General features: G+C 40.8%; 19 protein-coding genes. 9 read left to right on the forward strand and 10 right to left on the reverse strand.

Annotation, left to right across the window (positions count from 1 at the left end):
* The first annotated feature begins 75 nt into the window (after nt 1-75).
* On the forward strand, nt 76-726 hold the full coding sequence (locus NG22_RS07605) for a hypothetical protein (RefSeq protein WP_172674343.1): 651 nt from the start codon (nt 76-78) through the stop codon (nt 724-726).
* A gap of 187 nt (nt 727-913) precedes the next feature.
* Nucleotides 914-2,290, forward strand: coding sequence for a tRNA uridine-5-carboxymethylaminomethyl(34) synthesis GTPase MnmE (mnmE, locus tag NG22_RS07610; protein WP_053405193.1), 1,377 nt, complete (start codon nt 914-916; stop codon nt 2,288-2,290).
* 281 nt (nt 2,291-2,571) lie between these two features.
* Here the strand turns inward: mnmE and NG22_RS07615 are convergent, their stop codons facing one another.
* Nucleotides 2,572-3,888 (reverse strand): ATP-binding protein, encoded by a 1,317-nt coding sequence (locus tag NG22_RS07615; protein ID WP_053405194.1) that lies wholly within the window; start codon nt 3,886-3,888, stop codon nt 2,572-2,574.
* An 83-nt stretch (nt 3,889-3,971) separates the two neighbouring features.
* On the opposite strand from NG22_RS07615, the gene NG22_RS07620 reads away from it, so the two are divergent.
* From NG22_RS07620 to NG22_RS07655, 7 genes are all read left to right on the forward strand, one after another.
* Nucleotides 3,972-4,214, forward strand: a complete 243-nt coding sequence (locus NG22_RS07620) for a hypothetical protein (protein ID WP_053405195.1) — start codon at nt 3,972-3,974, stop codon at nt 4,212-4,214.
* Nucleotides 4,190-5,197 carry a pesticin C-terminus-like muramidase gene (locus NG22_RS07625; RefSeq protein ID WP_053405196.1) on the forward strand — a complete coding sequence of 336 codons (1,008 nt, stop codon included), beginning with the start codon at nt 4,190-4,192 and terminating at the stop codon, nt 5,195-5,197. The genes NG22_RS07620 and NG22_RS07625 overlap by 25 nt, the downstream gene beginning before the upstream one ends.
* 193 nt (nt 5,198-5,390) lie before the next feature.
* Nucleotides 5,391-6,641, forward strand: coding sequence for a hypothetical protein (locus NG22_RS07630; RefSeq protein ID WP_053405197.1), 1,251 nt, complete (start codon nt 5,391-5,393; stop codon nt 6,639-6,641).
* Between the two features lie 6 nt (nt 6,642-6,647).
* On the forward strand, nt 6,648-7,118 hold the full coding sequence (locus tag NG22_RS07635; protein ID WP_053405198.1) for a hypothetical protein: 471 nt from the start codon (nt 6,648-6,650) through the stop codon (nt 7,116-7,118).
* 348 nt (nt 7,119-7,466) lie between these two features.
* Entirely contained in the window at nt 7,467-7,697 is a 231-nt protein-coding gene (locus tag NG22_RS07645; RefSeq protein ID WP_157600920.1) for a hypothetical protein, read from the forward strand.
* A 25-nt stretch (nt 7,698-7,722) separates the two neighbouring features.
* Nucleotides 7,723-8,148 (forward strand): lysozyme inhibitor LprI family protein, encoded by a 426-nt coding sequence (locus NG22_RS07650; protein ID WP_053405201.1) that lies wholly within the window; start codon nt 7,723-7,725, stop codon nt 8,146-8,148.
* Between the two features lie 358 nt (nt 8,149-8,506).
* On the forward strand, nt 8,507-9,025 hold the full coding sequence (locus NG22_RS07655; protein ID WP_053405202.1) for a hypothetical protein: 519 nt from the start codon (nt 8,507-8,509) through the stop codon (nt 9,023-9,025).
* 46 nt (nt 9,026-9,071) lie between these two features.
* Here the strand turns inward: NG22_RS07655 and NG22_RS07660 are convergent, their stop codons facing one another.
* The 9 genes from NG22_RS07660 to NG22_RS18010 all read right to left on the reverse strand — a co-directional run bounded on the left by NG22_RS07660 (nt 9,072) and on the right by NG22_RS18010 (nt 22,977).
* Nucleotides 9,072-9,599, reverse strand: coding sequence for a hypothetical protein (locus NG22_RS07660; RefSeq protein ID WP_157600921.1), 528 nt, complete (start codon nt 9,597-9,599; stop codon nt 9,072-9,074).
* 299 nt (nt 9,600-9,898) lie between these two features.
* Nucleotides 9,899-11,185 (reverse strand): McrC family protein, encoded by a 1,287-nt coding sequence (locus NG22_RS07665; protein ID WP_053405204.1) that lies wholly within the window; start codon nt 11,183-11,185, stop codon nt 9,899-9,901.
* The gene (locus NG22_RS07670; protein WP_053405205.1) at nt 11,178-13,091 is read right to left on the reverse strand and encodes an AAA family ATPase; all 1,914 of its coding nucleotides are present in this window, start codon (nt 13,089-13,091) and stop codon (nt 11,178-11,180) included. The genes NG22_RS07665 and NG22_RS07670 overlap by 8 nt, the downstream gene beginning before the upstream one ends.
* 17 nt (nt 13,092-13,108) lie before the next feature.
* Nucleotides 13,109-13,594, reverse strand: coding sequence for a hypothetical protein (locus NG22_RS07675; protein ID WP_053405206.1), 486 nt, complete (start codon nt 13,592-13,594; stop codon nt 13,109-13,111).
* A 106-nt stretch (nt 13,595-13,700) separates the two neighbouring features.
* Nucleotides 13,701-14,345: an SLATT domain-containing protein gene (locus tag NG22_RS07680; RefSeq protein WP_053405207.1), complete on the reverse strand. Its 645-nt coding sequence runs from the start codon at nt 14,343-14,345 to the stop codon at nt 13,701-13,703.
* A complete protein-coding gene (locus NG22_RS07685; protein ID WP_053405208.1) occupies nt 14,338-17,091 on the reverse strand; it encodes a hypothetical protein in 2,754 nt (917 codons plus the stop codon). The genes NG22_RS07680 and NG22_RS07685 overlap by 8 nt, the downstream gene beginning before the upstream one ends.
* Nucleotide 17,092: 1 nt before the next feature.
* Entirely contained in the window at nt 17,093-19,459 is a 2,367-nt protein-coding gene (locus tag NG22_RS07690; protein WP_053405209.1) for a hypothetical protein, read from the reverse strand.
* Nucleotides 19,460-19,510: 51 nt separating this feature from the next.
* Nucleotides 19,511-22,177, reverse strand: coding sequence for a DEAD/DEAH box helicase family protein (locus tag NG22_RS07695; protein WP_216597608.1), 2,667 nt, complete (start codon nt 22,175-22,177; stop codon nt 19,511-19,513).
* Nucleotides 22,153-22,977 carry a DUF4145 domain-containing protein gene (locus tag NG22_RS18010; RefSeq protein ID WP_216597609.1) on the reverse strand — a complete coding sequence of 275 codons (825 nt, stop codon included), beginning with the start codon at nt 22,975-22,977 and terminating at the stop codon, nt 22,153-22,155. Before NG22_RS18010 ends, NG22_RS07695 begins: the two co-directional genes overlap by 25 nt.
* Between the last annotated feature and the right edge of the window lie 94 nt (nt 22,978-23,071).

Below are 23,071 nucleotides of genomic sequence, written 5' to 3' on the forward strand. Positions count from 1 at the left end.
GTTTTTCAGAATGCTTACATTTCGATTTGCCCTTTGTGGTACCCGGACGGAAACCATACCCCTCAACATTAACCGTTGGGGGTTTTCTTTTTATGGGGTATATTGGGGCTAAAATTGATACTTTTTGATATGATTGATCCATCGAACTACTTTTATGATAAAGAAACCTCCCAAATACTAGATGAAGAGTTATTAAAAATCATTTCGACAAAAGCTGCCTTAACCTATACCCAAGCAAATTATGGGAGGGTGGATCGAGATGAGTTAATAAAAGTAAATGGTGAACGTATCCCCTTGTTTCCTGGAGTAATCGATCAATTAGTTTCTTTTGATTTGATTTTTCTAGAAAATAAGCGAAAAATTAAAGAAGGAGAAGGGGTCTTTGTTTATGATGTCTTTTTAAATAAGAAATCATACTTCTTTTTACTATCAGCTGGTGGTTTCTCCAAAATATGGGAAGAAAAACAGAAACAGGAAAAAAAAGGCAAAAATCAGTGGTACCTGAACCTATTTACAGTTTTCATTTCACTCGCTGCTCTAGGCCTTACGACTTATAGCAACTTCACCACCTCCAATACCCAAAAGCTTGATATTTCGAATATTGTACAGGAGCGGGACTCCTTGATCAAAGCCAGCTCCCTTTCTAACCAAAGATTCGACAGTATTTCGAAAATCCATTTTCATTTAAATAATAAAGTTCCTGTTCTTGAGGCTGGTGGGGATTGAATTCCATTTAGATAGGATTTAATTGGGTTTAAAACTCGAATTTGTGCTGAAAAAATGTGCTCATTTGGTTTTTCAAAATGGGTACATTTCGATTTGCCGTTTATACAGCTGACGAATGTGGTCATAGGAGAAGGGGGTGCGAAAAAAAATCCCTACCTTTGTGGCGAAATTAACAGGAGAAGTAAATATGAATCCAATAGCGGCTATGGACGACACCATCGTGGCATTGGCGACTCCGCAGGGAGTAGGTGCCATCGCAGTGATCAGGTTGTCGGGAAATGAAGCGATCAGTATAGTCAATGAGGTATTTAAGGGTAAAGACCTGAGCAAGCAGGAGAGCCATACCATCCACTTCGGAACCATTCGCGATGGGGAGAAGATTCTGGATGAGGTTTTGGTATCGCTTTTTATTGCACCGAAATCTTTCACCAAGGAAAATGTGGTGGAAATTTCTACTCACGGCTCCCCTTTCATCATCAAGCAGATGATTCAGCTGTTTTTGAGAAAGGGTGCGCGACTGGCTCGTGCTGGTGAGTTCACCAAACGTGCCTTTATGAACGGACAGTTCGATTTGGCGCAGGCGGAAGCGGTGGCAGACCTGATTCATTCGGATTCGGAAGCGGCACATGCGGCGGCCATGAATCAGATGCGCGGTGGTTTTTCCGCGGAAATTGCAGCCTTACGTGAGCAACTGATTCACTTTGCCTCTATGATTGAGCTGGAACTGGACTTCTCTGAAGAAGATGTAGAATTTGCGGATCGTCAGCAATTGCAGGGATTGGTAGATCGCCTGCAGGAGGTGATCAAGAAGCTGGTAGATTCTTTTGACCTGGGTAATGTGATCAAGAATGGCGTGCCGACGGTGATTGCGGGTAAGCCGAATGCCGGAAAGTCTACCCTGCTGAATGCGCTGTTGAATGAGGAAAAAGCGATTGTTTCCGATATCGCCGGAACGACGCGTGACTTTATTGAGGATGAGATTCATTTGGAAGGTTTGTCTTTCCGCTTTATCGATACGGCAGGACTTCGGGAAACGGAAGACAAGGTGGAAGCGATTGGCGTGGAGCGTACCCGTGAGAAAATGAAGCAGGCGGCGGTGATCATTTATCTGTTTGATTTGGCAGAAGAAAGACTGGAGGATATTCAGGAAGAAGTCGCTAAACTGCAGGAAGGCAGCATCCCATTTATTAAGGTGGGCAATAAGATGGATGAGGCGAAACCGGAAATCCTGGAAGCCCTGAAGCAAGAAGATGGCTGGATTTTCATCTCTGCCGGGCAAAAGGAAAACCTGGAGGAGCTGAAAGATCAGCTGGTGTCCAAAGTGAATATGCAGGAGATCAAGGCTGGCAATACGGTGGTGACCAACGCCCGCCACTATGAATCCCTGATCCGTACGCAACAGGCGCTGGACAATGTGACCAATGCGATTGTCGCCCAAATACCGGGTGACCTGATGGCGATGGACATCCGAGAAGCCCTGCACTATCTGGGAGAAATCTCGGGAACAGTAACGACGGATGATCTGCTGGAGAATATTTTTAGTAAGTTTTGTATAGGCAAATAGATAAAAAATGACATAAAATAAATCCCTGTAGGTTTGATACTTGCAGGGATTTTTTTGCCCAATATTTTGTTCCACAAGTATACCATCGACTTTGTATTACTATATATTTAAAAGAATGAAACTCAGCCCTCCTTAACAGATAAGAAGGACAAAAAGGCTATCGTTTATAAGCGAAATCCTTACCACCCAACCCTCATTTAACTCATCAGGCCAAAAAAAGTGGAGAAAAAACTTAGGGTTTAGCTTTCAACCTCAGCTTTGACTGTCTAACATATGAAGAATCACTTCACAGATTTTCCTGTCTTTCGAAACTCTCTTGTAATAGCATATTTCAGGTCTTCATTTTGAATAATTAATTCTTCGGATTCAAACGCTTTTAAAGAACAAAAACGAATAATATTAGTGATAGCCCCGCCGGCCAACTCATATTTTCTGGCTATTTCCCATAAGTCAATTTCTTCACTAAGCTTAAAATCTTTAGGAAAAGCCTTACACCATAATGAATATCGGGTTTCCTCGTCCGGCATTGGAAAGGTAATGGTTGCCTGGAATCTTCTGTTAAAGGCAGCATCCATATTACTTTTTAAATTTGAAGCAAGGATAACCAAGCCCGGAAAATCCTCTACCCGCTGAAGCAAATACGAGACCTCCTGATTAGCATATTTATCATTTGAACTGTTTGTCTGAGTTCTTTTTCCAAAAATGGAGTCTGCTTCATCAAAGAAAAGAATCCAATTTTTATTCTCGGCTACATCAAATAGTTGCTTTAGATTTTTTTCAGTTTCTCCTACCCATTTTGATACCACCATACTTAAATCCACACGATAAACCGGAAGATTAAATGCCTTTCCAATTAATGAAGCGGTCAAAGTTTTTCCTGTACCTGAAGGACCATGAAATAATACCCGATAACCTGGCTTCACCTTTTTACTAAGTTCCGGCATATCCTCTAGCCTTTGCCGGTGCTTCATCCACAGCTTTAATTCATTTAAACCGTCTAAGGTCTGATAGGGCAGAATTAAATCCTCCCATTCCATTTTAGTTTCCAGTAGGGAGGCAGGAAAACCAGAACCGTATTTTGGTTTAAACTCCAGGCCTCTTATCAAAGCAAACAATTCTCCGGTAGGAATTAACTGGGAAGTTGTAAAAGATCTGTTAGACTCCACCTTTTCCACCTGAATCAGATTTTGGGCTATTACGGTATTTGACCCCTCAAAAAGTGGAATCATACTGATCCTTTCTTTTATTTTGAAGCCATTTAACAAAAATATAACCGTCTCTATAGTTGGATAGAAGGTCTGCTTTTCCGCATGAACCTCTCCTCCCAAATAGACTCCACTCAGCTTATTATTATTAATTGAAACATAGAACTTGTTAAAGGTGGGCGGGTAAATATGTGGGGCAACCGCACATAATAAAATAAAATATTCAATCGGATGAATATTAAAAGGGAGTGATTTCTTAAACTCAGAGTGATCAAAAATATTTAAAATCTGCTGCTCTGATAGACCAGAAAAATTCATATCTAAATTTTCCTCTTTCCCTGAAAAAGCAACCTGAGTAGCCTCTATCAGCATGAAAATATCATTAATTATCATTTTATATGTTATTTTCCTTTTCTAGTATCAATAATTTGTGAATTTAGGAATATATTTAGGCTTGTAAAAATCTTGGCTATAATATGAGTTTTTCAGCGCAGGTAGAAGAAAGAAATACCGGAACAAGAAATCGAAATAATCAACAATCGCAGGACCCTGCAAGAGTAAACACAGATCACCTTCCTGATTTAGACGTTTTGCTAGGAAATTCTGAATTTTCATCAAATCAGCTGGAAACCCAAACTCAGCAAGCCAATAGTAGTACCGATCAACAGACTTCCGCCCAAATCAGACTCCCAAAATGGAAATTACTTCCGGAGAATTAACTGAAATAGGCGAAGGGACAAGTTTATATATTCATTGGCCGGGAGGCAATTCCGGTGTAACCATTGGAAGTGGCTACGACATAGGCTCAAGAAGTAAAGAAGAAGTTCTTGCTGCCTTACAAGCTGCTGGAATGGAATTAAATCAAGCTACTGCAATAAGCGCAGGGGCAGGATTAAAACAAGACCAAGCCAAAAAGTTCGTTACAGATAATAAACAAGCAATTGGCAAAATAAACGAAAATGTCAGAGTAAACTTACTTGCCTCCTTATTGCCGGAATATACGGAAAAAGCCAAAAATATTGCAACCAGTACAACTGCTGACTCAAAAAATGTTAATGCCCGTTCAAGGGAAAAAAAGGATGGAGTACAGCAGGGAAGTTATGTACTCTCCTCTGAACAATGGGATAATTTACACCCCGCCATGGTGGAATTTATTACAGATCTGGCCTATCAGGGAGGAACTTATGCATATGACAGAGTCGCAAAAGTAAATAAAGCTATAGTCGACAATATTGATAACGACCTTGAACAATTTAAAGCGGTCAGACAATTATATGAAGACGGCTATTTTGATACTTATTTTGACAACTTGGGAACAATGAGTAGAGTTTCCGGAGATTTTTCAGAAAATTTTTATGATCAACAGATTGCGCTTAAAGGAGAATACCGAAGAAACCAATTAAGACTGGCCTATCTAAATCATATTATTTCCGCTTTAGAAAGTAATAAATCCGTAGTGGTAACCAGTGAATCAGACCAAAAGGAAAATGATACGCTATCTACTTCAAATACAGAAGTTGTCGAAAGAACTGAAACTAACGAGAACCATCAGGAAAATGAAGGACTAATTCCCAAAATGGTTCTTCCTATGCTTATCAAGTTGAAGAAGGGTTTGGGAATATTGCAATTGCCAAAAAATTTGGTGTTTCAGTCGCAGCAATTGAAAATGAAAATCAGGAGCTCTACAATAAAAGGGGGCTAAAGGTTACTTTTGGCCGGGAGACCTTATCATAATTCCTAACCCCACAAAAAATATTGATGCTTTAGATAATAGTACGCAAAACAATGCTCCTTCTACGGAAGAAACTGTTTCAGAAACTGAAACAGCAACAAACAGTCCTGCTGTTGAAGTGGCAAATCCTTCCACTTCTTATTACTATATTGTCGGGAAAGGCATGAGTAATGCAATGATTGCGTCGAAGTTTGGAACATCAGTGACATTAATAGAGGAAGCAAACCAGGAATTACACAAAAAGAGAGGCGAAAAAGGGTACTTCTGGGCTTTGGACAATATTGTCATCCCCTCTCCCACAAAAAATTTAGACCTATTATCTACCCAATCAGAAAACAACACTACATCAGGAAATACGGAAAGTGAGCAAGAAGCCAATCCAACCCGCGTTGTCACAGTAAATAAGCTGTTTCAGCAGTATAATGATAAGGATTTAACCATGCCCGCCTTTGCGAGAGCCATAATTCCTTTTGCTGCTAAAAGCCCTGATGATATTAAAGCTGTTTTTTCAAAATTATCCTGGACTTCCAAAGATAATTTCGCTTATGCATTAGCCGTAAATGCTGGAAAATCGACTATGGCGAGCTGGGATAAGACATTATTAAAAGAAATGTCAAATGCCTTATCGACATTCTTAACAACGTCCAGGGATCAAAATCTGATGCAGAAAAAAATTGTTGATGAAATTATTGGGGTGGAAATAAAAACAAAGGCCAGTACAGAGACTACAAACCAGGAAGGCAATGATAAGGAAATTCTAAACGCCGAAGCAAGACAAGCTGGAATTGATTTTTTGGAAAACAATAAGGAGGCTTATTTAAAAGGAGATGAAAGGTGGGAATCAGGAACTTATAATGACATCACTTTCAATAACATCTTAATTGTTCATAAGGACAAAGCATCTGGGGAACATTTAAAAGTATATAGAACATACAGTGATGGAGTTTACACTTTGGCTGGAAAAATCACCTTAACTGATCAGGAATATTCCACTGAAAAAGATAAGGCCACCCTATCCATAACCTACTGCAACTTGGCAGCAACGAAAATAGGCATGGAATACGATGCTCCTAATCTTCAACGGTATAAGAATAAAGAATATAATGCAAATGGTATTTTTGACAACCTTAAAAAGGGTCACTACAACTCTGATACGCACCAATTCAAACCTATCGACTATAAAGAGGCTGAAAAATATGCAGCAAAAGGAGGTTTAGCCTATGCTATTTGGAAAAACCCTTCAGGAGGATCAGGACATATTGCTACTTTAATTGGAGGATACGGAGGAGATGGTACAAATACCATGAAAAATCTAAAAATATTTCAGGCTGGATCAACCTTTGGTGAGATGGTTTACTCAAGTGGGTTTGGTGGAAATCTAATTTGTGACTTTTATATTTGGATAAAAAAATAATACTAAATGAAAAATATAATCATATATTTAATAGTGCTCACTTCTTTTGCCTGTGCTAAAAAAGAAACAACAAAAGAAGTAGTAGTTGGTATTTGGCAAAAATCCCCCGTAATGGCATCCGGTTGGGTACAATCTTACACCTTTTTCCCAGACGGGAAATTTATATATCGAAAGTCCCAAGGGGATCAACTTGATCGAGAGCTTTCTAGCGAAGGCATTTTCAAAATTTCCAATGACACTTTAACTTTAGAAACTCAGTTATTAGTTAAATTAGAAGGAGGACAAATTGTAAATGGCCCTTTCGATGACAAGGTTATAGAGGGAGCCAAAGAAACCCAAACTCTAATTAAGCCAGCAACCATTGAAAAATTCTTTCTCCCTAAAATCGAGCTTGATGAGAATTTTCAAAAATTAAAAATGGAAATTGGTGAGACCACATTTTGGAAATTCAGAGACAATCCCAATGAATACGAATAATATAATAATGGGAACCATTATTTCCCTCCTGCTATTTTTAGGTGCTTGTAATTCTCACACCTCAACCAAAAATCAGAGGGAATCCCAAACTCTTCCATTCCTATTCACAAGTGAGCATCCGGAATTCACCCAATACCTCAGTTCCTTTTCTGAAATCAAATATCCTTATGCCTTTGATTCGATCTGGAAAGCCATCGGAAGAGGAATCAAAAATAAAATTTCAACAGATTCTCCTTTTTTCAATCAATCCATTTTAATACCCCTTTAAATAAGGATTTGGATTATTTAGCGGCTTTTAAAATACCAATATCCCCAAAATTAGTGGGCTTAGTTTATAGCGGATCCGGAATGAGTCCCATTGACCATCATGTATTGATGGTAGTATATGATGAAAAGGGAAATGCGGTAGAGTCTTTCAATATTCATGGTGAATACGGAGAAATCTATAATTTGTATGGCATGATTAAAGAAGACCTCACCTTAAAAATTGATAGTGCCTCTTCCCTTGATCCGGAGAAAAAGATTCATAGACGATATTCATTTTCTCCTTCAGGGCATAGAACACCCATAAAAAATTAAACGGTAACCTTTCGAAATCTTCAACATGAAGCAATTAGTAATCCTTTTTGGAATCATCATCTTTTCTGCAGCTACCCTCAAGGCTCAAGATCAAAAACATCCTGTTGAGCAAAAATATGAAAACTGTATGGCTGAAGGAAGTTTCACAAATACAGCAAATAAAGCTTGCCTTGAAGAACAGTTACTGGATTGGGACCTTCAATTAAATAAAAAATATAAGGAAGTCATGAGTTTTCTTCCTACTGAGGGAACCCTTAAAAACCAACTCAGAGCGTCACAGCGAAATTGGTTGAAATATTATCAGGCTGAATGCGTATTTATTGAAGCAAAATTCGAAGGACTGGAAGGCTCCATGTACCCCATAATAATACTGAAGGAAAAAATAAATATCCTAAAGCACAGGGTTCTGGAGCTAGAATCCTACGCGAATTATTATGAAGTGAACAATTAGTGTTTATCAATACGGGAATTTCTCAGTTTCTTGATTCAATGTTGGACAGGTATTAACCCGAATAATGCATGCTTAAATCGTCGTTTAGCTGCAAGGCGGAAAAAATGAAGGAATAGTTTCCTATTTCGAGTTTTTTCCAACAAAGCAGATAAATGAGGAGAAAGCAAGCTTGCCCAAATTTGAGCTATACACAAATGGCCAAACACAACCTTATCAGATTGAGACTAAGTCACTTAAAGAAATTAACTAAATCTAGCGGTGAATAATTCGGGTTAAATCCCGTTTCCATTATTAGAGCTCCAAACCTTTTGTAGCTTTTAAATGAACGATTGGCAAACGCTTTATTCCGGAATATGAAGTGCGGTTTGATGAGTATGGCAAAGGGCGCATGCATGATTTGGGCATTGAAGCCATCACTGATAGCGGAAAGCACGTTTTTGTTGGCCTTGAAGCCAAGGTGGACGAAAGCTTTGGTCCACGGATTAAAAAGCCCTATTTGGAGGCAAGAACCAAACGGATAAATGGGAAAAACACCAATGCCGATTTCCGCATTGAAGGGCTCATCAAAAGCTATTTCCCAAAGCCGAAAGCATCACTCTTTGACCTCCGATACCAGCTATTACACGGACTAGCAGGCACCGTAAACGCCAAAACAGGGGATGGCAAAAGTTACGACCACTATTGCATGCTTGTGATGACCTTCCAAACAAGCCTGTACGACCCGAAAAAAGGTCAGAAAAACCTTGAAGACTTTAACACCTTCATGAAGCAGACTTCCCTACTGGAACAACCCTCCAAAGGATCCTCATCAATATGGTATAAAGGACAGGTCGCAGATCAGAATGCAGACGTCCTATTTCAATCCATCAAATACTAAAAAAAACGAGCTTCCCTTAGAGGTGAGGAGCTCGCCTGGTCAGGGCTTATGCTTTGACCTGCTCCTCCTGGTAGAAGGCTCCCCAATCTGATATACCACTATTAAAGCCTAATACTTGGTATTTCAATCCGGCCGCTTCTAACACCTGCTGGTCCTTCTTTTCCAGCCCTCCTTCACCAATAAGGCCCCAACAGGGTGTTCCTCTCTTATCTTCAGGGTTCCCTGTACTCAAGTATACCGCATCAAAGCGCGAGCCTCTGCCTGTCCGATCTCCAAACTGCGCCTCAAGTTCTGCCAGCCGCTGCTGCTTCTTTTCTTCACTCATAAACATGAAGTAATTGTACTGATCGAAGGGCATGTGCTTCAAAAGCGCCTCCTCCCGATTTTCAACATGAAAAGCCATATATTCAAAGTACACCTCTTCACTTCTCCCCTCCAACATCTTGGTCACCATAGCTTCTATTGCCGGCTCTTCCATTTTCACCCACTGCTCAACAGGAGGAAGTTCCTTAATGAAGTCTGCTAAAAATTTCAGGAACTGGTCGTATTTTGTGAAATCTATTTTGTTGTTCATTTTCATTGGGCTAAAAAATATTTATACTCCTACAATTTAGGATATTTACTGATGCTGCTTTCAAATTTATGGAGAATTACTTTCTTCCACCCCTCAATAACCTGAGAATCATTCAGATAATTCATAGACTACTTTTCTGTATATACTCTTTCTTGCGGCTGTACTTAATCAAGCAAGGAACAAGCTGGCTGTAACTGTCTGCATCATTAGTAACAAAAAGAGTTCCTGTGAAAAGGAATTCCACGACCAATCACCATTTATAACGATAACCAGGTAAGAGATAAAAAAGCTATTTACCTCTATAATGAATGTAATACTTTAACAACACCACCGGACACCGAGCCTAAACACAACAGACTGAATCCCTTTTCCCAATTACGGAGGTCTTCTCTTGGAGCAATCTGAACCACCTCACAAACCTTTTCCTCCTGCCCTTCACTAAGTTTCTGGAATTTCCCACAAACACGATTATCCTCTTTTCCTGGATAAACCAATGCCACCCGGCTGGCACCATAGTAATCTGCGTACACATACATTTGGCGTAAGTCTTCCGGACTTGGAGCATTTCCATTAATATTTTTCCACTTGGTATCTAAAACTACAACCCGCTGTGAATTTCTGTGCCGACAGACAATATCGGCCTTCATATCAGAGGAATTATTACCCCCTGTCCAAAAGAGCTTCGTCACTTGTTCGCGGATCTCCCAATCCGTGTTTTGTTGAAGGTTGACAAAGACAAAGCGTTCCCAAAGGGCATTCATATCGAATAACAGAGCCAACACATCCTCCTGCCCCGAAACAACATCCGGATGATAGTTCAACAGTAGCAGTTTCGCAATGTGAATCGCTTTCTGATAAGGAGCCTGCTTCCGGCCAAAACTTAATTTTGAAAAAGTTCCCTCATGGACTTTTATACGTTGCTGTGGCGGGAAGTCAAGTAATAGACGTGCAATACGCCCTTGTAAAGCATGGCCTTTACACAAACGCTCTATGAGGATCAAAGCCTCAAAAAGGATTTCATGCAGTAGATGTTGCTGGTCATAAACCGTATGGCGAGTATAAAAACGCTCCTGATGTATCAGGTTTTGTTGTAGGTGCTGCCCGAACAATAGCGCTCCTTTGAGTGCTTTGGTATTCCCTGATTGTTGCCGATACTGCTTTATCAAGCCTAAACGCATGAATGCATCAACCTCTTTCACAAATAACTCAAAATAGAGCTCCAGGATATCGTATTGCTGCACGTACAGACTGGAAAAGGATGGGGCCTGCACGGGTAAAGTACCGACGGCACGTAGCATTTGTAGTAATTGATTACGCCAATAGTTTGCTTCAGATCCTTCCCCGGCAACCCGGTCTGCCTTGGGCAAGACCTCTATGGTAAGCTCCCCGACCTGTAAAACACCCACATATTGAGCAAACTTCACTGCACCAAAAAGCAGACTAAAATAATCCGTCTTTCCATTTTTGTCTGCTTGTTGGCGCTGGAATTTACCCAAGGCATCGTAATGCGCTTGGGTAAACTTCACTCCAGTACAGGTATGGCCAACCTCTAATTGCCCATGTTCAAAAACGGTGATTCTAGCCATTCATCAACCTTTTTATGGCTTCAATGAATGCTTCTCCGGTAGGATTCAACAACTCATACTGTTTATTTCCTGCGTGGGAATAGTTCTTTTGACCAGCAAAAACAACCTGATGCTCCTTCTCTTTGCAAAACCCTTCCCCCAATACCAAAGCAATCTTTTCATAGTCGCTATAGAAATACTCTTGCAACAAAGGGATGATGTTGCGCTGGAATGTATTCTCAAGGTCCTTTTCAGAAGTACAATTGATCAAATAGGCGTGCCCTATCAAATGATCACGGTCCAGCAATACTGCTATTCGTTCGTTAATGGTTTGGAGCAATGAACCTAAATTGTAGCCGGCAATATCTCTGTTCAAGTCGGCTAAATCATACCTTGGAGGCATCTCTTCAAAATGAAAACGGCGACGCAAAGCACTGTCCAGCGCTTCAACACTCCGATCAGCAGTGTTCATGGTACCAATGATGTAAAGATTGGAGGGAACGCCAAACTCTTTCTTACTGTAGGGAAGCGTTGCTTTCAGCTCTTCTGATGCTCCCAGCCTTTTATCCGGTTCCAAAAGCGTAATTAGTTCACCTAAAATGGCAGAAACATTCCCTCGATTGATTTCATCGATAATGAGAACTTTTGGCTGATTGAAACTTGAGTTCTTCTCACTTGATATGAATTGTAAATGTTTGACCAAAGGATTAATCAAATTGAGATACCCATTAACAATATAGGGCTCTATTAAACGGTATTGCGCTCTATCAACAAGGTCAGTGCTCTCTTTCTTGACGAACTGCTCTAATCCCTCTGCCTCTAAAAATCGAGAACATTCTTTGAGTAGGGCCTTGGAAAAAGGGAGTTCTCCACCATTAGACTTTTTTAAATAGATTTCACAATCGTTTTCTCGAATCACTTCATTGCCATTAAACTTGTATCCAACAATTGATGGAAATTCTCCTTCGCATATTTTTCGAAAAATGCCAGCCTGCACCTCATAGCTAATTGCACCTTCTTCTGTCGTCGGCTTGATCCCTTCTACAAAATCCTCATAAGTCATACTCTGGTGGAAGGTGGTGAAAACGATCTGCCCTGCTTCCTTTAACGCCTTAAAGCGCTCGGTTGCTTTAATTCGCTTTCCGGGAACATGACCATCAATAATCTCCAGGGCTTTGTTGATGGTGTGGTAGGTCTTTCCAGTGCCCGGAGGGCCATAGAGGATTTGATTGAGTGGGTTATCCATTAAATGGTCATTTTTTAAGGGAAATTGCATCTTCTTGACATATTCGGTTTCAAATATCCGGGAAATATGCTCTTGATTGGAGAGTTTATGAATGGTTCGCCCATACCCCCCAATATCAAATGACTGTGAAACTGGTGCTGCCAACCACTTCACCTTTATGCAGTGCCCATAACCCTCAGGATCATAAATATAGTAATCGCTTCCATCAACTACCTCTGCAATCCCTACTATGGATAAAAAGCCCATTTTACCTTTCGGACTGCCATCAGCCTTGACCGCAATCTTATCTCCGGCCTTAATTTTCAAAAAATGCTTCAAGCAATTATAAGCAGCCGGTGCTTCACCTTTCTCCTTTAAAAAATCAACGATCTCTTCTGAAGAACGATCAAGCATGCCTCCTAAATCTGTTCCATTGGCATAGCCTACACAAACAAAATCCCCGTCCAACATGGCTGGAAACACATCTTGGCTCCCTCCATATTTGGAGCCTAATATATAATAATCACAATTAGGGTTAGCTTCATTTTTCGATTCCTCCTGTTCATACTCTTCTAGATCAAAAGCATGGTACAATACATCCTGAGCCAACACCAAATTTCCTTCATCAACAAAACAATCATCTGTTAAATAGGACTGCTTTAAGGATAGTAATTCCTGATCCTGAGCCACTGGCTTGAGCATAAAATCATTTAGAAGTTCTATATAATGAACGTACTTTTCTCCGGCCTTCTTTTTTTCAATCCCGAGGAATTCGCAAAACTTCCCATAATACGAACTTTTATACAATGGATATTTATTCCATCGAAAAACGCCAGATATACAGAAATAGATCGCTCATCTTGAAATGAGCTTTTACCAGGCGTTATTGCCTCAAATAATGAATTAGTTCTCCTTTTAAATTCATCAATCCGTTGTTGCAAAGGATGTTTTTCATCGAATAAATAGCGGAAGGCCTCTCGCAAATCCTGGGAGCTATACTTCGAAATATCCTTAAGAACTGCGACAGATAAGTGATATAATAAATTCCCGAAGTTTAAAGAGGCTATCTCAGCCTGGAAATCATCAGCCTCTACATCTGGTTTACCTCTATACTTCTTCAATAATTCCCATTTGTAGAGCTCGTTTTGATTACCCGATTTTTGAATACGTTTTTTATATCTTGATATTAAATCTAAAGAATCCATCAGCTATTTATTTTAAAAAATCTTCTCCCTCACCTCACAAATGGTTGAATTAAAAACAATATTAAAACGGAAACCCTCTATACTCCAACTCTAGTCTCCTAACCAATCAAACCGTTTTCTCCGCAACAATCCCTTCTAACTTGCTCAACTGCTGCTGATACTCCTTTATCCAAACATTAGTCTCTTCAATGATGAGCGCATGAGAATCCTTGTAAAACTTTTCTGTTAATTGAATGAAGGACAAGTCAGAATTCCCCTTTGGGGCGAGAGCATATTTATTGATATCATTGAGGTACTGATCTCTCAGTTGCTCCAATGCCATTTTGGTCTGGGTAAAACGAAACCAGCTGGAAGAGAAGTTATTGAGATTATCCCAAAGCTTAAAAAAACCAGCCAACACAAATGAAATATAACCTAAGGCGATGGCATTCTCCTGAACAACTCCAGGCAACATAACCTTCACTTCCTCCATATTAACCAATAAGGGTAAGAGTACTCCATAGCAAAAAAACTCCAACATGGCCCTTCTTATAGCAATTGCCCATGGACGATTAAAACGGATACTATTGCTGTACCAATCAATCGTCTTTTTATTAAATTCAAGGGCATTATTGAATACCAGAACCTCCTCTTCCTGAAGTCCAGCAACCACTTCCTCTGAATCTTCGAGGCTTTTATTAAAAAAATAGTTCCAACACCACTGAATCCCCCTTGCCAACAATTTCACCAATTCCCATAAAAAACTAATCATATTGAATATCCTGTTTAAAACTTTGCTCAATTCCCATTTGGCGGACCCTATCCAGCCAATCATATATGGCATCTGGACGGTATTTCGGGCTACCGTCTTCATTTTCCATTTTCTCTAATGCTTTAGCCATTACGGCATACTCATTTTCCAAATAAGTACCAAAAACACCCTGATCGTCCGTATTAATGGAGACAAAAAGTTGCGCATGCTGATCATCATGCCCGTTTAATCCCCGATTGTAAAGATTCAGCATGGGATGCTCATCATATCGGTTGAAGGGGCCTATTAACAAGTTGGACGATGGATTACATTCAATCCCCAGGTGCTTTCGTTCTATTTCGAGGGCCATTGCTCTTTGCAAGGCCTTGATCAATTGTGCATAGCCCCTCGGCACAGAAAACTCCTCAATCTCAGCGCCCTTTCTTTTAGCCTCCCCACTGTAATGATACAATTGGTAAAGGAATCGGGCGTCCTTACTCGTTTTTCGTATTTGACTTACCTCCTTATCCTCCGAAAGTCTACAACGTTCCCAATAGGTAATATTCTGAGGTTCGGTAAAGGTATCAATAGCAGTTTGATACAACTCCGGTTGATCCGCCCTTAACAGCCAGGCATCATAATAAGTAGACAGACAGGGCGCCTTGGTCCACTCATCTCCGTACAACTCCTGAAAAAGATGTTTGAAGCATTGCTCCAGTCGCATGCATACCCCCTGGTAATCCTGAATCTGATATTCTCTTACCCGAATTAACAACCAAGCCAGATTATCCAACAACACCTGTTTGGGCAAAGTGATCATGCCCTGCTTTAAGGCATAGAAGCTCTTAACATGCAAACCCAAAGCCATCGCATGCCCCAGCCGGTCTCCATGTCTTAAATCTAAAAAGCGAATGGCTTCATCAATGGTCCTCAGACCATCCACCAAATCATAAAAATCTTCCCCTGCATGAAAAGTGGCACGCAAAAAAGGAACTTTATCATGCTGAATATCAAAATGCGCAAATTTACCGGAAATTCTATGTCCTTTCAGAAAGCGGAAGGCTTGTGCATAGACTTCAGGACGACAGGCAAACTCTGAATTTGCTGCATCAATCCCCAGGACTCTTAGCCCCTTCTTTGACATACTATCCCGTAATTTTGCCAATGCCTGTGCTTGCTTCTTTACCGTACGACGCATATCATAGTTCCGACAATATGCCTCCGACAAGTGACCCTTTCCCCATTTCTTATCCTCAAACAGCTTTATGAAGTGAATGGTATAAAAGAAATCATCAAGGGTAGGCTCCGGATATTCCGCTTCCGCCATTCCCTCTGTTGTTACTAAACCCTTCAGTGATGCAGTAGGGACATTCAGCAGTGTCGCCATATTTGCCAATAGCTCATCACTTACCGCCTGCTCCTTTTTATCCGAATACCGGTGTTCAGACTCAAAGGGGCTTTGAGTAACCGCATGATCAATTTGGCATAACGTTCTATGCAATTGGGAGGGAGAGACCTGCGGCGCAATGCGAGCTTCAAAGCTTACAATACGCTGATTGCCAAAAGAAGCATTCACTGCCAAATAATACATTGCCGCCTCGTAAGTGCTTCCCTTAGGCAAAAAACAACCTTTTCGATCCTGATAATCCGCAAAATTCTGGAAACCTATTTTCTCATTCACCTGAATGAACTCCTGCCGAAACTCTATCTTGATCAGTAAATAGAGATAAAATAAATCCAAATACTGCCATACCGGATGCCCTATATCATGCTCAAAAATCACTTTGAAAATTTGATACAAAAAGGCTCGTTCACCTGTCAGTATAAAGTTTTGGGGCATCAGGCAGTCCTCCGGCTTTTGACGCAAAGCATAGTCAGGGCAAGGATAACTTAATTTACTCCCCGCATAACGAAAAGCCTCGTATTTCTCTAGGTCAATCTCGGATTGAGCGAAGTTCAAGTACTGATGTTCGTTCCAATCAGATTGGATAATTTGATGCCATTCTACTTGCTTGGCTGAAAAATCTCCATTAGGGGAAGCATTTAGCAATCTATGCAAAAAAATACGTATCACTCCTGCCTTACGCACTTTGTCTGCTCCTGAGGCGAAGCCCTCTCCTTGCATGGAAGTGCTTAAACCTACCACTTGCCTTGAATTCTCAAAAAACCAATCCGCATCTCCCTTAAAGTGCTTTTTCCATCCGGTAAGCTGATTCATTACCGCCATCCATGAAAGCTCAAAATGAGGGGCAGAACCTTTCAGGTGAAAATGATTTTCCGCCACCCCTTTCTTTAACAAATTACTCAAGCGGACATTGTCCGTAGGCACAATGGGGCGCCATGAAAAATCCGTTCGATTTCTTGTTTGCTCCAGGTCCACATGGGCCATGAAGGCAGTGGTGACCAAATCCTCTCCTAAGAGATGAGTAGTCTCTCGCCAGCGAAGTAAATGCTCATACTTTATAACGGGGCTCCCCTCTTTTTTCAATAAAACTTCCTGAGCGAAATAGCGAAGTGGATCAAAGACATGAGTAGGTTCTTTTTCAGACTTAATCTTAAATTTTGATCGAAAGAGTTGCTCAACGCACTTCACTTCGTCTTTACTTAAATATGGAATAGTTTCGTTGCCTAAGACATTAAAATGATTTTGATCGTAATTTTCAAAAAGAGGGAGCTTCCTTAGATTCCCACTTTGGTATAAATAAAATAATTGTTCTGGTTTAGTCTTTTGAAAGAGGATCTTGATGATGTTGCGGAGGCTGTTCATATTAATTGGAATCTAAATCCAAATCCAAACCTAAATCTAAATCGAACGCCCTTCCCTCTAACACCTTTTTAAATTCCGAAACATACAATCTAAATGTTTTATTAAATGAGCCTTTTACACTTAATTTGTTTTTATTTTCGCTCAACCATGAGTCAATCTTGTCATCCCCAAAAGGTATTATTAATTTCTCGAAAAAATTCATCCATGTATTCCTATTAGCATTTACACTTTTAGGGATGTCTTCTTCTATATAATTCAATCTCCCTTCGATTTTCTCTCTCAAAGGGACAGGAGAATTTACTTCTGAAAACACCGATAATGAATTTTGGTAATGCTCCTCCCAGAATTCAACCATGCCATTTCTTATTTCATTTATTTCGTCTGACAAGAACTCATTACTTTTAGAAATGGTACCCATAGCCTTTAATGCATTATCATGATAACTACTATAATTCTTCTCATCCTCTGAAAACCCCTTTTTTTCTTTTTCCTTGACAACATTATCAAAAAAGGCATTAAGAAGTTGCATACTTTGAAAAGGTAATATACTACAAATTTTACTATCAATTATTTTAATTTTACTGATAGACGGATAAAAGAAGTCATATGTAAACTTTTTAACATTGCTTTTGGATGATTTTTCAATAATACTCGAATTAAAAAAAATTGATTTACTCGACCAGACCCCATAATGAAGAATAAAATCATCTGAAACACCAAGCTTTCCAATATTTTTAAAGTAGATCCGAGATTCACCTTCTTGAGAACTTCTAATCAACCGATTATCCTCACTATAAATCAAATTCTTCAACAACAAGCGAATCCTTTTCTCTTTGAGCCCCCCACTATCTAAAACAATCTTATTTACACTTACTGTATACAAGGACTTTATTAAAAATTTGAATTTAACGATCCCTTCTAAAGATCTGATTTTCGTCAAATTCGACAAAAAATGACTCACATCACCAAAAGAAACATTTCTTGGATCACCATTTCCATAAGAACTTGGCAAACAATCTTCAATTGCCTTTACATCCACTTTTTTTGAAAAATATCGAAACAAGCTATCAATAATGAATCGATTTTTAATTTCATCCTGAGCTAAACAGAACTCATGAGCTATTTCACTTAACTTTAAGTCATTCAAGCCCTTTAACCAATCATTTAATAAATACTCTTCAAATAGATTCAGATTTTGAAGTTTCTGCGTGGATGTTAATAACTGATTCTCCTTGGGCTTCATATGCCACAACATAGACATTAAATTCACATATCCACGTAAATTGCTTGGGACTAAATAGTGTAAACCATACTCTGGAATTAAAAAGATTAGTCCGGTAGTATCATATATCAATCTCAATAATGCCGTCTCGAGGGTATGAGACTGATCCCCAGACGAAAACACTGTTTTTTCGCCAAAAACAAGCTTCAACTTAAATTCCTCATCATTAGAGTACCCTCCCATTTCAGGCATCAAAATCCTTCGATCAATAGGAATTAATTTCTGAATGAACTTGTCAGCCATCTCAGAAGGCTTATCAACCAACTCCTCTGTTTTACTAATTTGACTTTTATTTTTCAACTGCACCCAAAAAGCCTGTTCCACAGCCTCATGCATCTGCTCAATTTTCACTGCCATTAATACAATGACATTGGAACAGTTCAAATACTTACGAAGCTGTTCAGCCATGTCATATGCCTTAGTAATATTCAGATCGAAATCATCAATACTAATAACAAGCACCTGCTTTTCAACAAATTCTAAATACTTCTTGACCAGCTTTTCAAAACGCTCCCTTAATTTTGTTCCAGAAGCCAGCAAGCTCAATGCTTCCAGACATTCTCCGTCCATAATTGACCCCTTATGAATCGCTTGTAATATTTGAAATACTTCTTCAAACTCCTTCAATAACTCTCGCTTCAGACTTTGCTTTAAACCAGGGTTTTCCTTTAGTTGCGTTTCAAATTCAGCAAACATATAGGCCAAAACGACCTTGATCAGATCGTCATTATCCTCCATCATAGTAGGATCAATGGTTGGTAACCCAGTGAACCCTATAGAGCCCTTATTCGAATTCACGGAGAAACTTTCTCGAATGTAATAATCCTTACACAGTGCATTTTTCACACTCACCATCACCGAACTTTTTCCAGTACCACGATCTCCACAAAAGGCAATCACGTTATTGGAAAGATTGTCAGAGTTACTGGCCTTCAAATTTTGTGATAAAATCTCCTGAACATGATGCTCTGCTCTTTGATACAGGTTTAAAAATAAACTATTCTCATTTTTATAATCGTCACCTTCTTTTACTACCACACGGTAAGCCTTACTAAGGTCTATAGTTAATGGATTCACGTTACTCATCCTGAGTATAATTAGTTGTAATGGTTGAAAAAATAAATTAAACAGAGCAACCTATGCCACTCCAACCCCGCCTGCATTCAGGTTCACCTGCTCCAGAATCCCAATAATATGATCTGCCTGTTGATCGCCAAACACGCCATCAATACCATCGGAATGGATATGAGAAAACGGGCTTTCATAGAGCTGACCAATGTCCATCACCCCGTTCTTCTTGAGGTATTGAACAATCATATTGATGAAGTTCATCTGCGTGGCCGTGAGTTTTTGGTTGTTCAGGTAGTCCGCAAAAAGGCTTTGGGCTACGGACTGCTCCAAGCCGAGAATGCTTCGAATGAAGGCCCCCAGAGGTTTGTCCTTCATGGCATCTTTGAGTTCCTCCGGATTGCCACCCAGTTCCTCCGAATGAAGAATACGCTCCAATTGCTCCAGCTCTGCACTGGTGATCGGAATGTTGTGCGTCAATTTGTGAATGGCCGTTTCATGGCGGTGTTGCTTCAGGTAATGTTCTACCCGCTCTCTGTAAGTCGTCAATTGATGTGCGGTATTGATAATCCGGTCCGTATCCCGAATCTTAATATCACCGGTTTTCAGTTCATCCTTAAAAGCGGTATAAACAATCTCCTGCGTTTCCTTTTCGATGAACTTCACGATTTCCCGTAGCGCCAATCGTACCTTTTCCAGTGCAGGCACCGTCGGTTCTTCCCAAAAAGCTTCCGATAAGACCCGCTCAATAACCGGCATTTGCTTGCTTACCGCAGGCACATTCCCTTTTTTGCGCAAGCCTTTAGCAATCAGAATCAGCTGTTGGGAATAACGATCCGTGGGCAGTTCTTCGAGCAACGCCAATTGATAGTGCAGCATCATTTTATCAAAACGACGGCAATCAATATCCTCCTCCCCTATGCTCGGAATCAATTTGGAGACATGATCATAGAGCTCACCCAAATCCACCTTTTTCAACTGCTCCCAAGTGCTGGCTTGTGAAAATCGTGTGACATAACGCATTTCCTGCTTCACCTGAAAACGTTGCGGATCCAATGCTGCAATGGCCTGATGCGCCTCTGTCAAAAATTGTTCTCCCAGCGCCAGCCCCGCTGCATCCGCCTCTGGAAACTGTCGCAGGGCATAACCCAGCTCTACCTTGGCTTCAAAGATCTGTTGGGTCAAAGATTTGGCAATGCGATTCCCCTGACCCTCCCCGATATGCTCATAATATTCAAAGTTGGCCGCACAATCAATGATCAAAAAGTGATCTTTATCCTGCGAGGGTCCGAATAAGTCCGGACAAAGGCGTGTACCACGACCGATCATCTGCCAATATTTGGACACAGACTTCACCAACTTGGCAAAGACAAGATTGACCACTCTGGGGGCATCAACTCCGGTATCCATCATGTCCACCGAGATCGCAATTTGCGGAAATTTCTCCTCCTTGTCATAGCAGAAGTCTTCCAGTACACTTTCAACTTTCTCGGTTTGATTATCAATCACCTGCGCAAATTGCGGATCATATTCCGGAAAAAGCTTATCAAAACGCTCTTTCAGGAATATGGCATGCCGGTGATTTCGGGCAAAGATGATCGTCTTCCCGATCCTATCTCCCTCTTCCACCTTGATGCCTTTTTCCATCAACTGTTGCAGGATTTTGTCCTGCGTATCGTTATTGAACAGCCATTTATTCACCGCTCCACCTTCAATTTCCTCCGGTGCCTCCCCCTCTGAAGGATCTCCGAATTTCTCCTCATACTCCTCCTTTTCCTTTTCTTTCAGGTCCTTGTATTTGATGCCGTCAAAAGGAAATTTCAGCTTGAGCTCCAACCCTTGGGGTGGGGTCAAATATCCATCCCGCACCGCTTCCTCCAATTCATAGGCGAAAGTGGGCGCATCATCTTCAATATGAAACAGGGAATAAGTATTCCGGTCAATGTCCTTTCGTGGAGTAGCCGTAAGCCCGACTAAGAGCGCATCGAAATAGTCAAAAATGGATTTATATTTCTGATAAACTGAACGGTGCGCCTCATCAATAATGATCAGGTCAAAATGCCCGATGCCATAAAATCGTTCGTCTCCATTACGGAGGCTGTCGATTTTATTCATAATCGTGGGATAGGTAGAAAACACCAGTCGGGTATTTTTATCTTCCTTCTCTTTGGTCAGGTCAATGCCCGACAAATGCTCCAAGTGTGCCTTGAAAGCTTTTTTGGCCTGAGTAACCAAAGCCTTGCGATCCGCCAGAAAAAGCACCCGCTTCGCCCAATTGCATTGGGTCATCATATCGACCAAGGCAGCGGCCGTACGGGTTTTTCCCGTTCCGGTAGCCATCACCAAGAGGGTCTCCCTGCGATTCCCTCTGATGCCTCCTTGAGGATCGTCAGTAATAAAGGATTCTGCAATACGCTGCAAAGCTTCCAGCTGATAGGGACGACCGGCAATATCCGTATTAATGGCAAAACCCCTCAAATCCTGCCGCTTGGTCCTGCGGTCCACCAGCGTTTCCAATTCGGCTTTGGTATAAAATCCATAAACCTGCCGTGCCTGATAAAAAGTATCATCCAGCATATAGGTCTCAAAGCCATTGGTATAATAAATGACAGGTCGTTGCCCGAATTGCTTTTCGAGACATTGCGCATACAGGACCGCCTGCGCACGACCGGACGCCACTTCCTTGCCGGTGCGCTTGGCCTCGATAATGGCTAAAGGACGACCATTATCCCCCAAAGCACATAATCCACATAGCCCTTACCACTCGGATTGGTCACCTCCGGCATGCCGGTAACTTCGTATTCAATGTCCCTACCTTCCACAAAGCTATTCCAGCCCGCTTCCTTCAAGGACTGATCAATGAACAGCTTACGGGTATCAGCTTCCGGCACATCATGCGGCAGCACGGCAGCCTTGTCCAGCTCCGATGCATTTACCTTTCGGGTATGGGTGTATTCTTCCGCCACAAAAGCCAAGCGTGCCGAAAGCTCCGCATTGAGCTTCTTCTGTGCTTCCAGCTCATTTTTGGCCGCAATAAGTTCATTTGTTTTCTCCTCCTCTTTTTTGACCAATGCCTGCAATTCGCCCTTGCTGCGTTCCTCCTCCCTGCCATCAGGAATGAGCTCATCCTGAAAAGCCACAAAATCCTTAACGTCAAAATAATAACGACCAATAAAGCGCAATAAGCGATACAGGTATTTGACGGACTTCACCGACTCATTGCGGCTCACCTTTTTACCATGGGCGGCATTATTGCCAATATCCTTGATCAGCTTGACCTCAGTAAACAGATGAAAAGGCTGCACCAGATTCCGGAAGCTGAAATGGTGGATTAATCCGCTCAGGCTTTGCTGATTTTTGATACTGGGCCAGTGCAGCTCCTGATCGTGTTCATACAGCCAGTGTACAGCCAGTTCCAATGCGGTGCGGGATCTTACCGCCGAAGCACTGGGCGATTTAAGGGCCAATTGTTCCGCATCTACCGCACAGCTGTAAATTTCAGGAAGGTGATCTTGCAGGTATAAAAAATTACTCATAGTCAAAAAATACTCAATCCGTATTGCTCATTTAATCAATAAGCTAATTATCGAATTTTAACATAAAAACCAATATCAATATTTATTTTTGACA

It is taken from the genome of Persicobacter sp. CCB-QB2 (assembly GCF_001274635.1).
Lineage (GTDB): Bacteria > Bacteroidota > Bacteroidia > Cytophagales > Cyclobacteriaceae > Persicobacter > Persicobacter diffluens.

Coding starts and splice junctions, on each gene's coding strand:
- mnmE (WP_053405193.1), top strand. CDS start 914: ATGAATCCAATAGCGGCTATGGACGACACCATCGTGGCATTGGCGACT.
- NG22_RS07615 (WP_053405194.1), bottom strand. CDS start 3,888: ATGATAATTAATGATATTTTCATGCTGATAGAGGCTACTCAGGTTGCT.
- NG22_RS07620 (WP_053405195.1), top strand. CDS start 3,972: ATGAGTTTTTCAGCGCAGGTAGAAGAAAGAAATACCGGAACAAGAAAT.
- NG22_RS07625 (WP_053405196.1), top strand. CDS start 4,190: ATGGAAATTACTTCCGGAGAATTAACTGAAATAGGCGAAGGGACAAGT.
- NG22_RS07630 (WP_053405197.1), top strand. CDS start 5,391: ATGAGTAATGCAATGATTGCGTCGAAGTTTGGAACATCAGTGACATTA.
- NG22_RS07635 (WP_053405198.1), top strand. CDS start 6,648: ATGAAAAATATAATCATATATTTAATAGTGCTCACTTCTTTTGCCTGT.
- NG22_RS07645 (WP_157600920.1), top strand. CDS start 7,467: ATGAGTCCCATTGACCATCATGTATTGATGGTAGTATATGATGAAAAG.
- NG22_RS07650 (WP_053405201.1), top strand. CDS start 7,723: ATGAAGCAATTAGTAATCCTTTTTGGAATCATCATCTTTTCTGCAGCT.
- NG22_RS07660 (WP_157600921.1), bottom strand. CDS start 9,599: ATGAACAACAAAATAGATTTCACAAAATACGACCAGTTCCTGAAATTT.
- NG22_RS07665 (WP_053405204.1), bottom strand. CDS start 11,185: ATGGCTAGAATCACCGTTTTTGAACATGGGCAATTAGAGGTTGGCCAT.
- NG22_RS07670 (WP_053405205.1), bottom strand. CDS start 13,091: ATGCTCAAGCCAGTGGCTCAGGATCAGGAATTACTATCCTTAAAGCAG.
- NG22_RS07675 (WP_053405206.1), bottom strand. CDS start 13,594: ATGGATTCTTTAGATTTAATATCAAGATATAAAAAACGTATTCAAAAA.
- NG22_RS07680 (WP_053405207.1), bottom strand. CDS start 14,345: ATGATTAGTTTTTTATGGGAATTGGTGAAATTGTTGGCAAGGGGGATT.
- NG22_RS07685 (WP_053405208.1), bottom strand. CDS start 17,091: ATGAACAGCCTCCGCAACATCATCAAGATCCTCTTTCAAAAGACTAAA.
- NG22_RS07690 (WP_053405209.1), bottom strand. CDS start 19,459: ATGAGTAACGTGAATCCATTAACTATAGACCTTAGTAAGGCTTACCGT.
- NG22_RS18010 (WP_216597609.1), bottom strand. CDS start 22,977: ATGAGTAATTTTTTATACCTGCAAGATCACCTTCCTGAAATTTACAGC.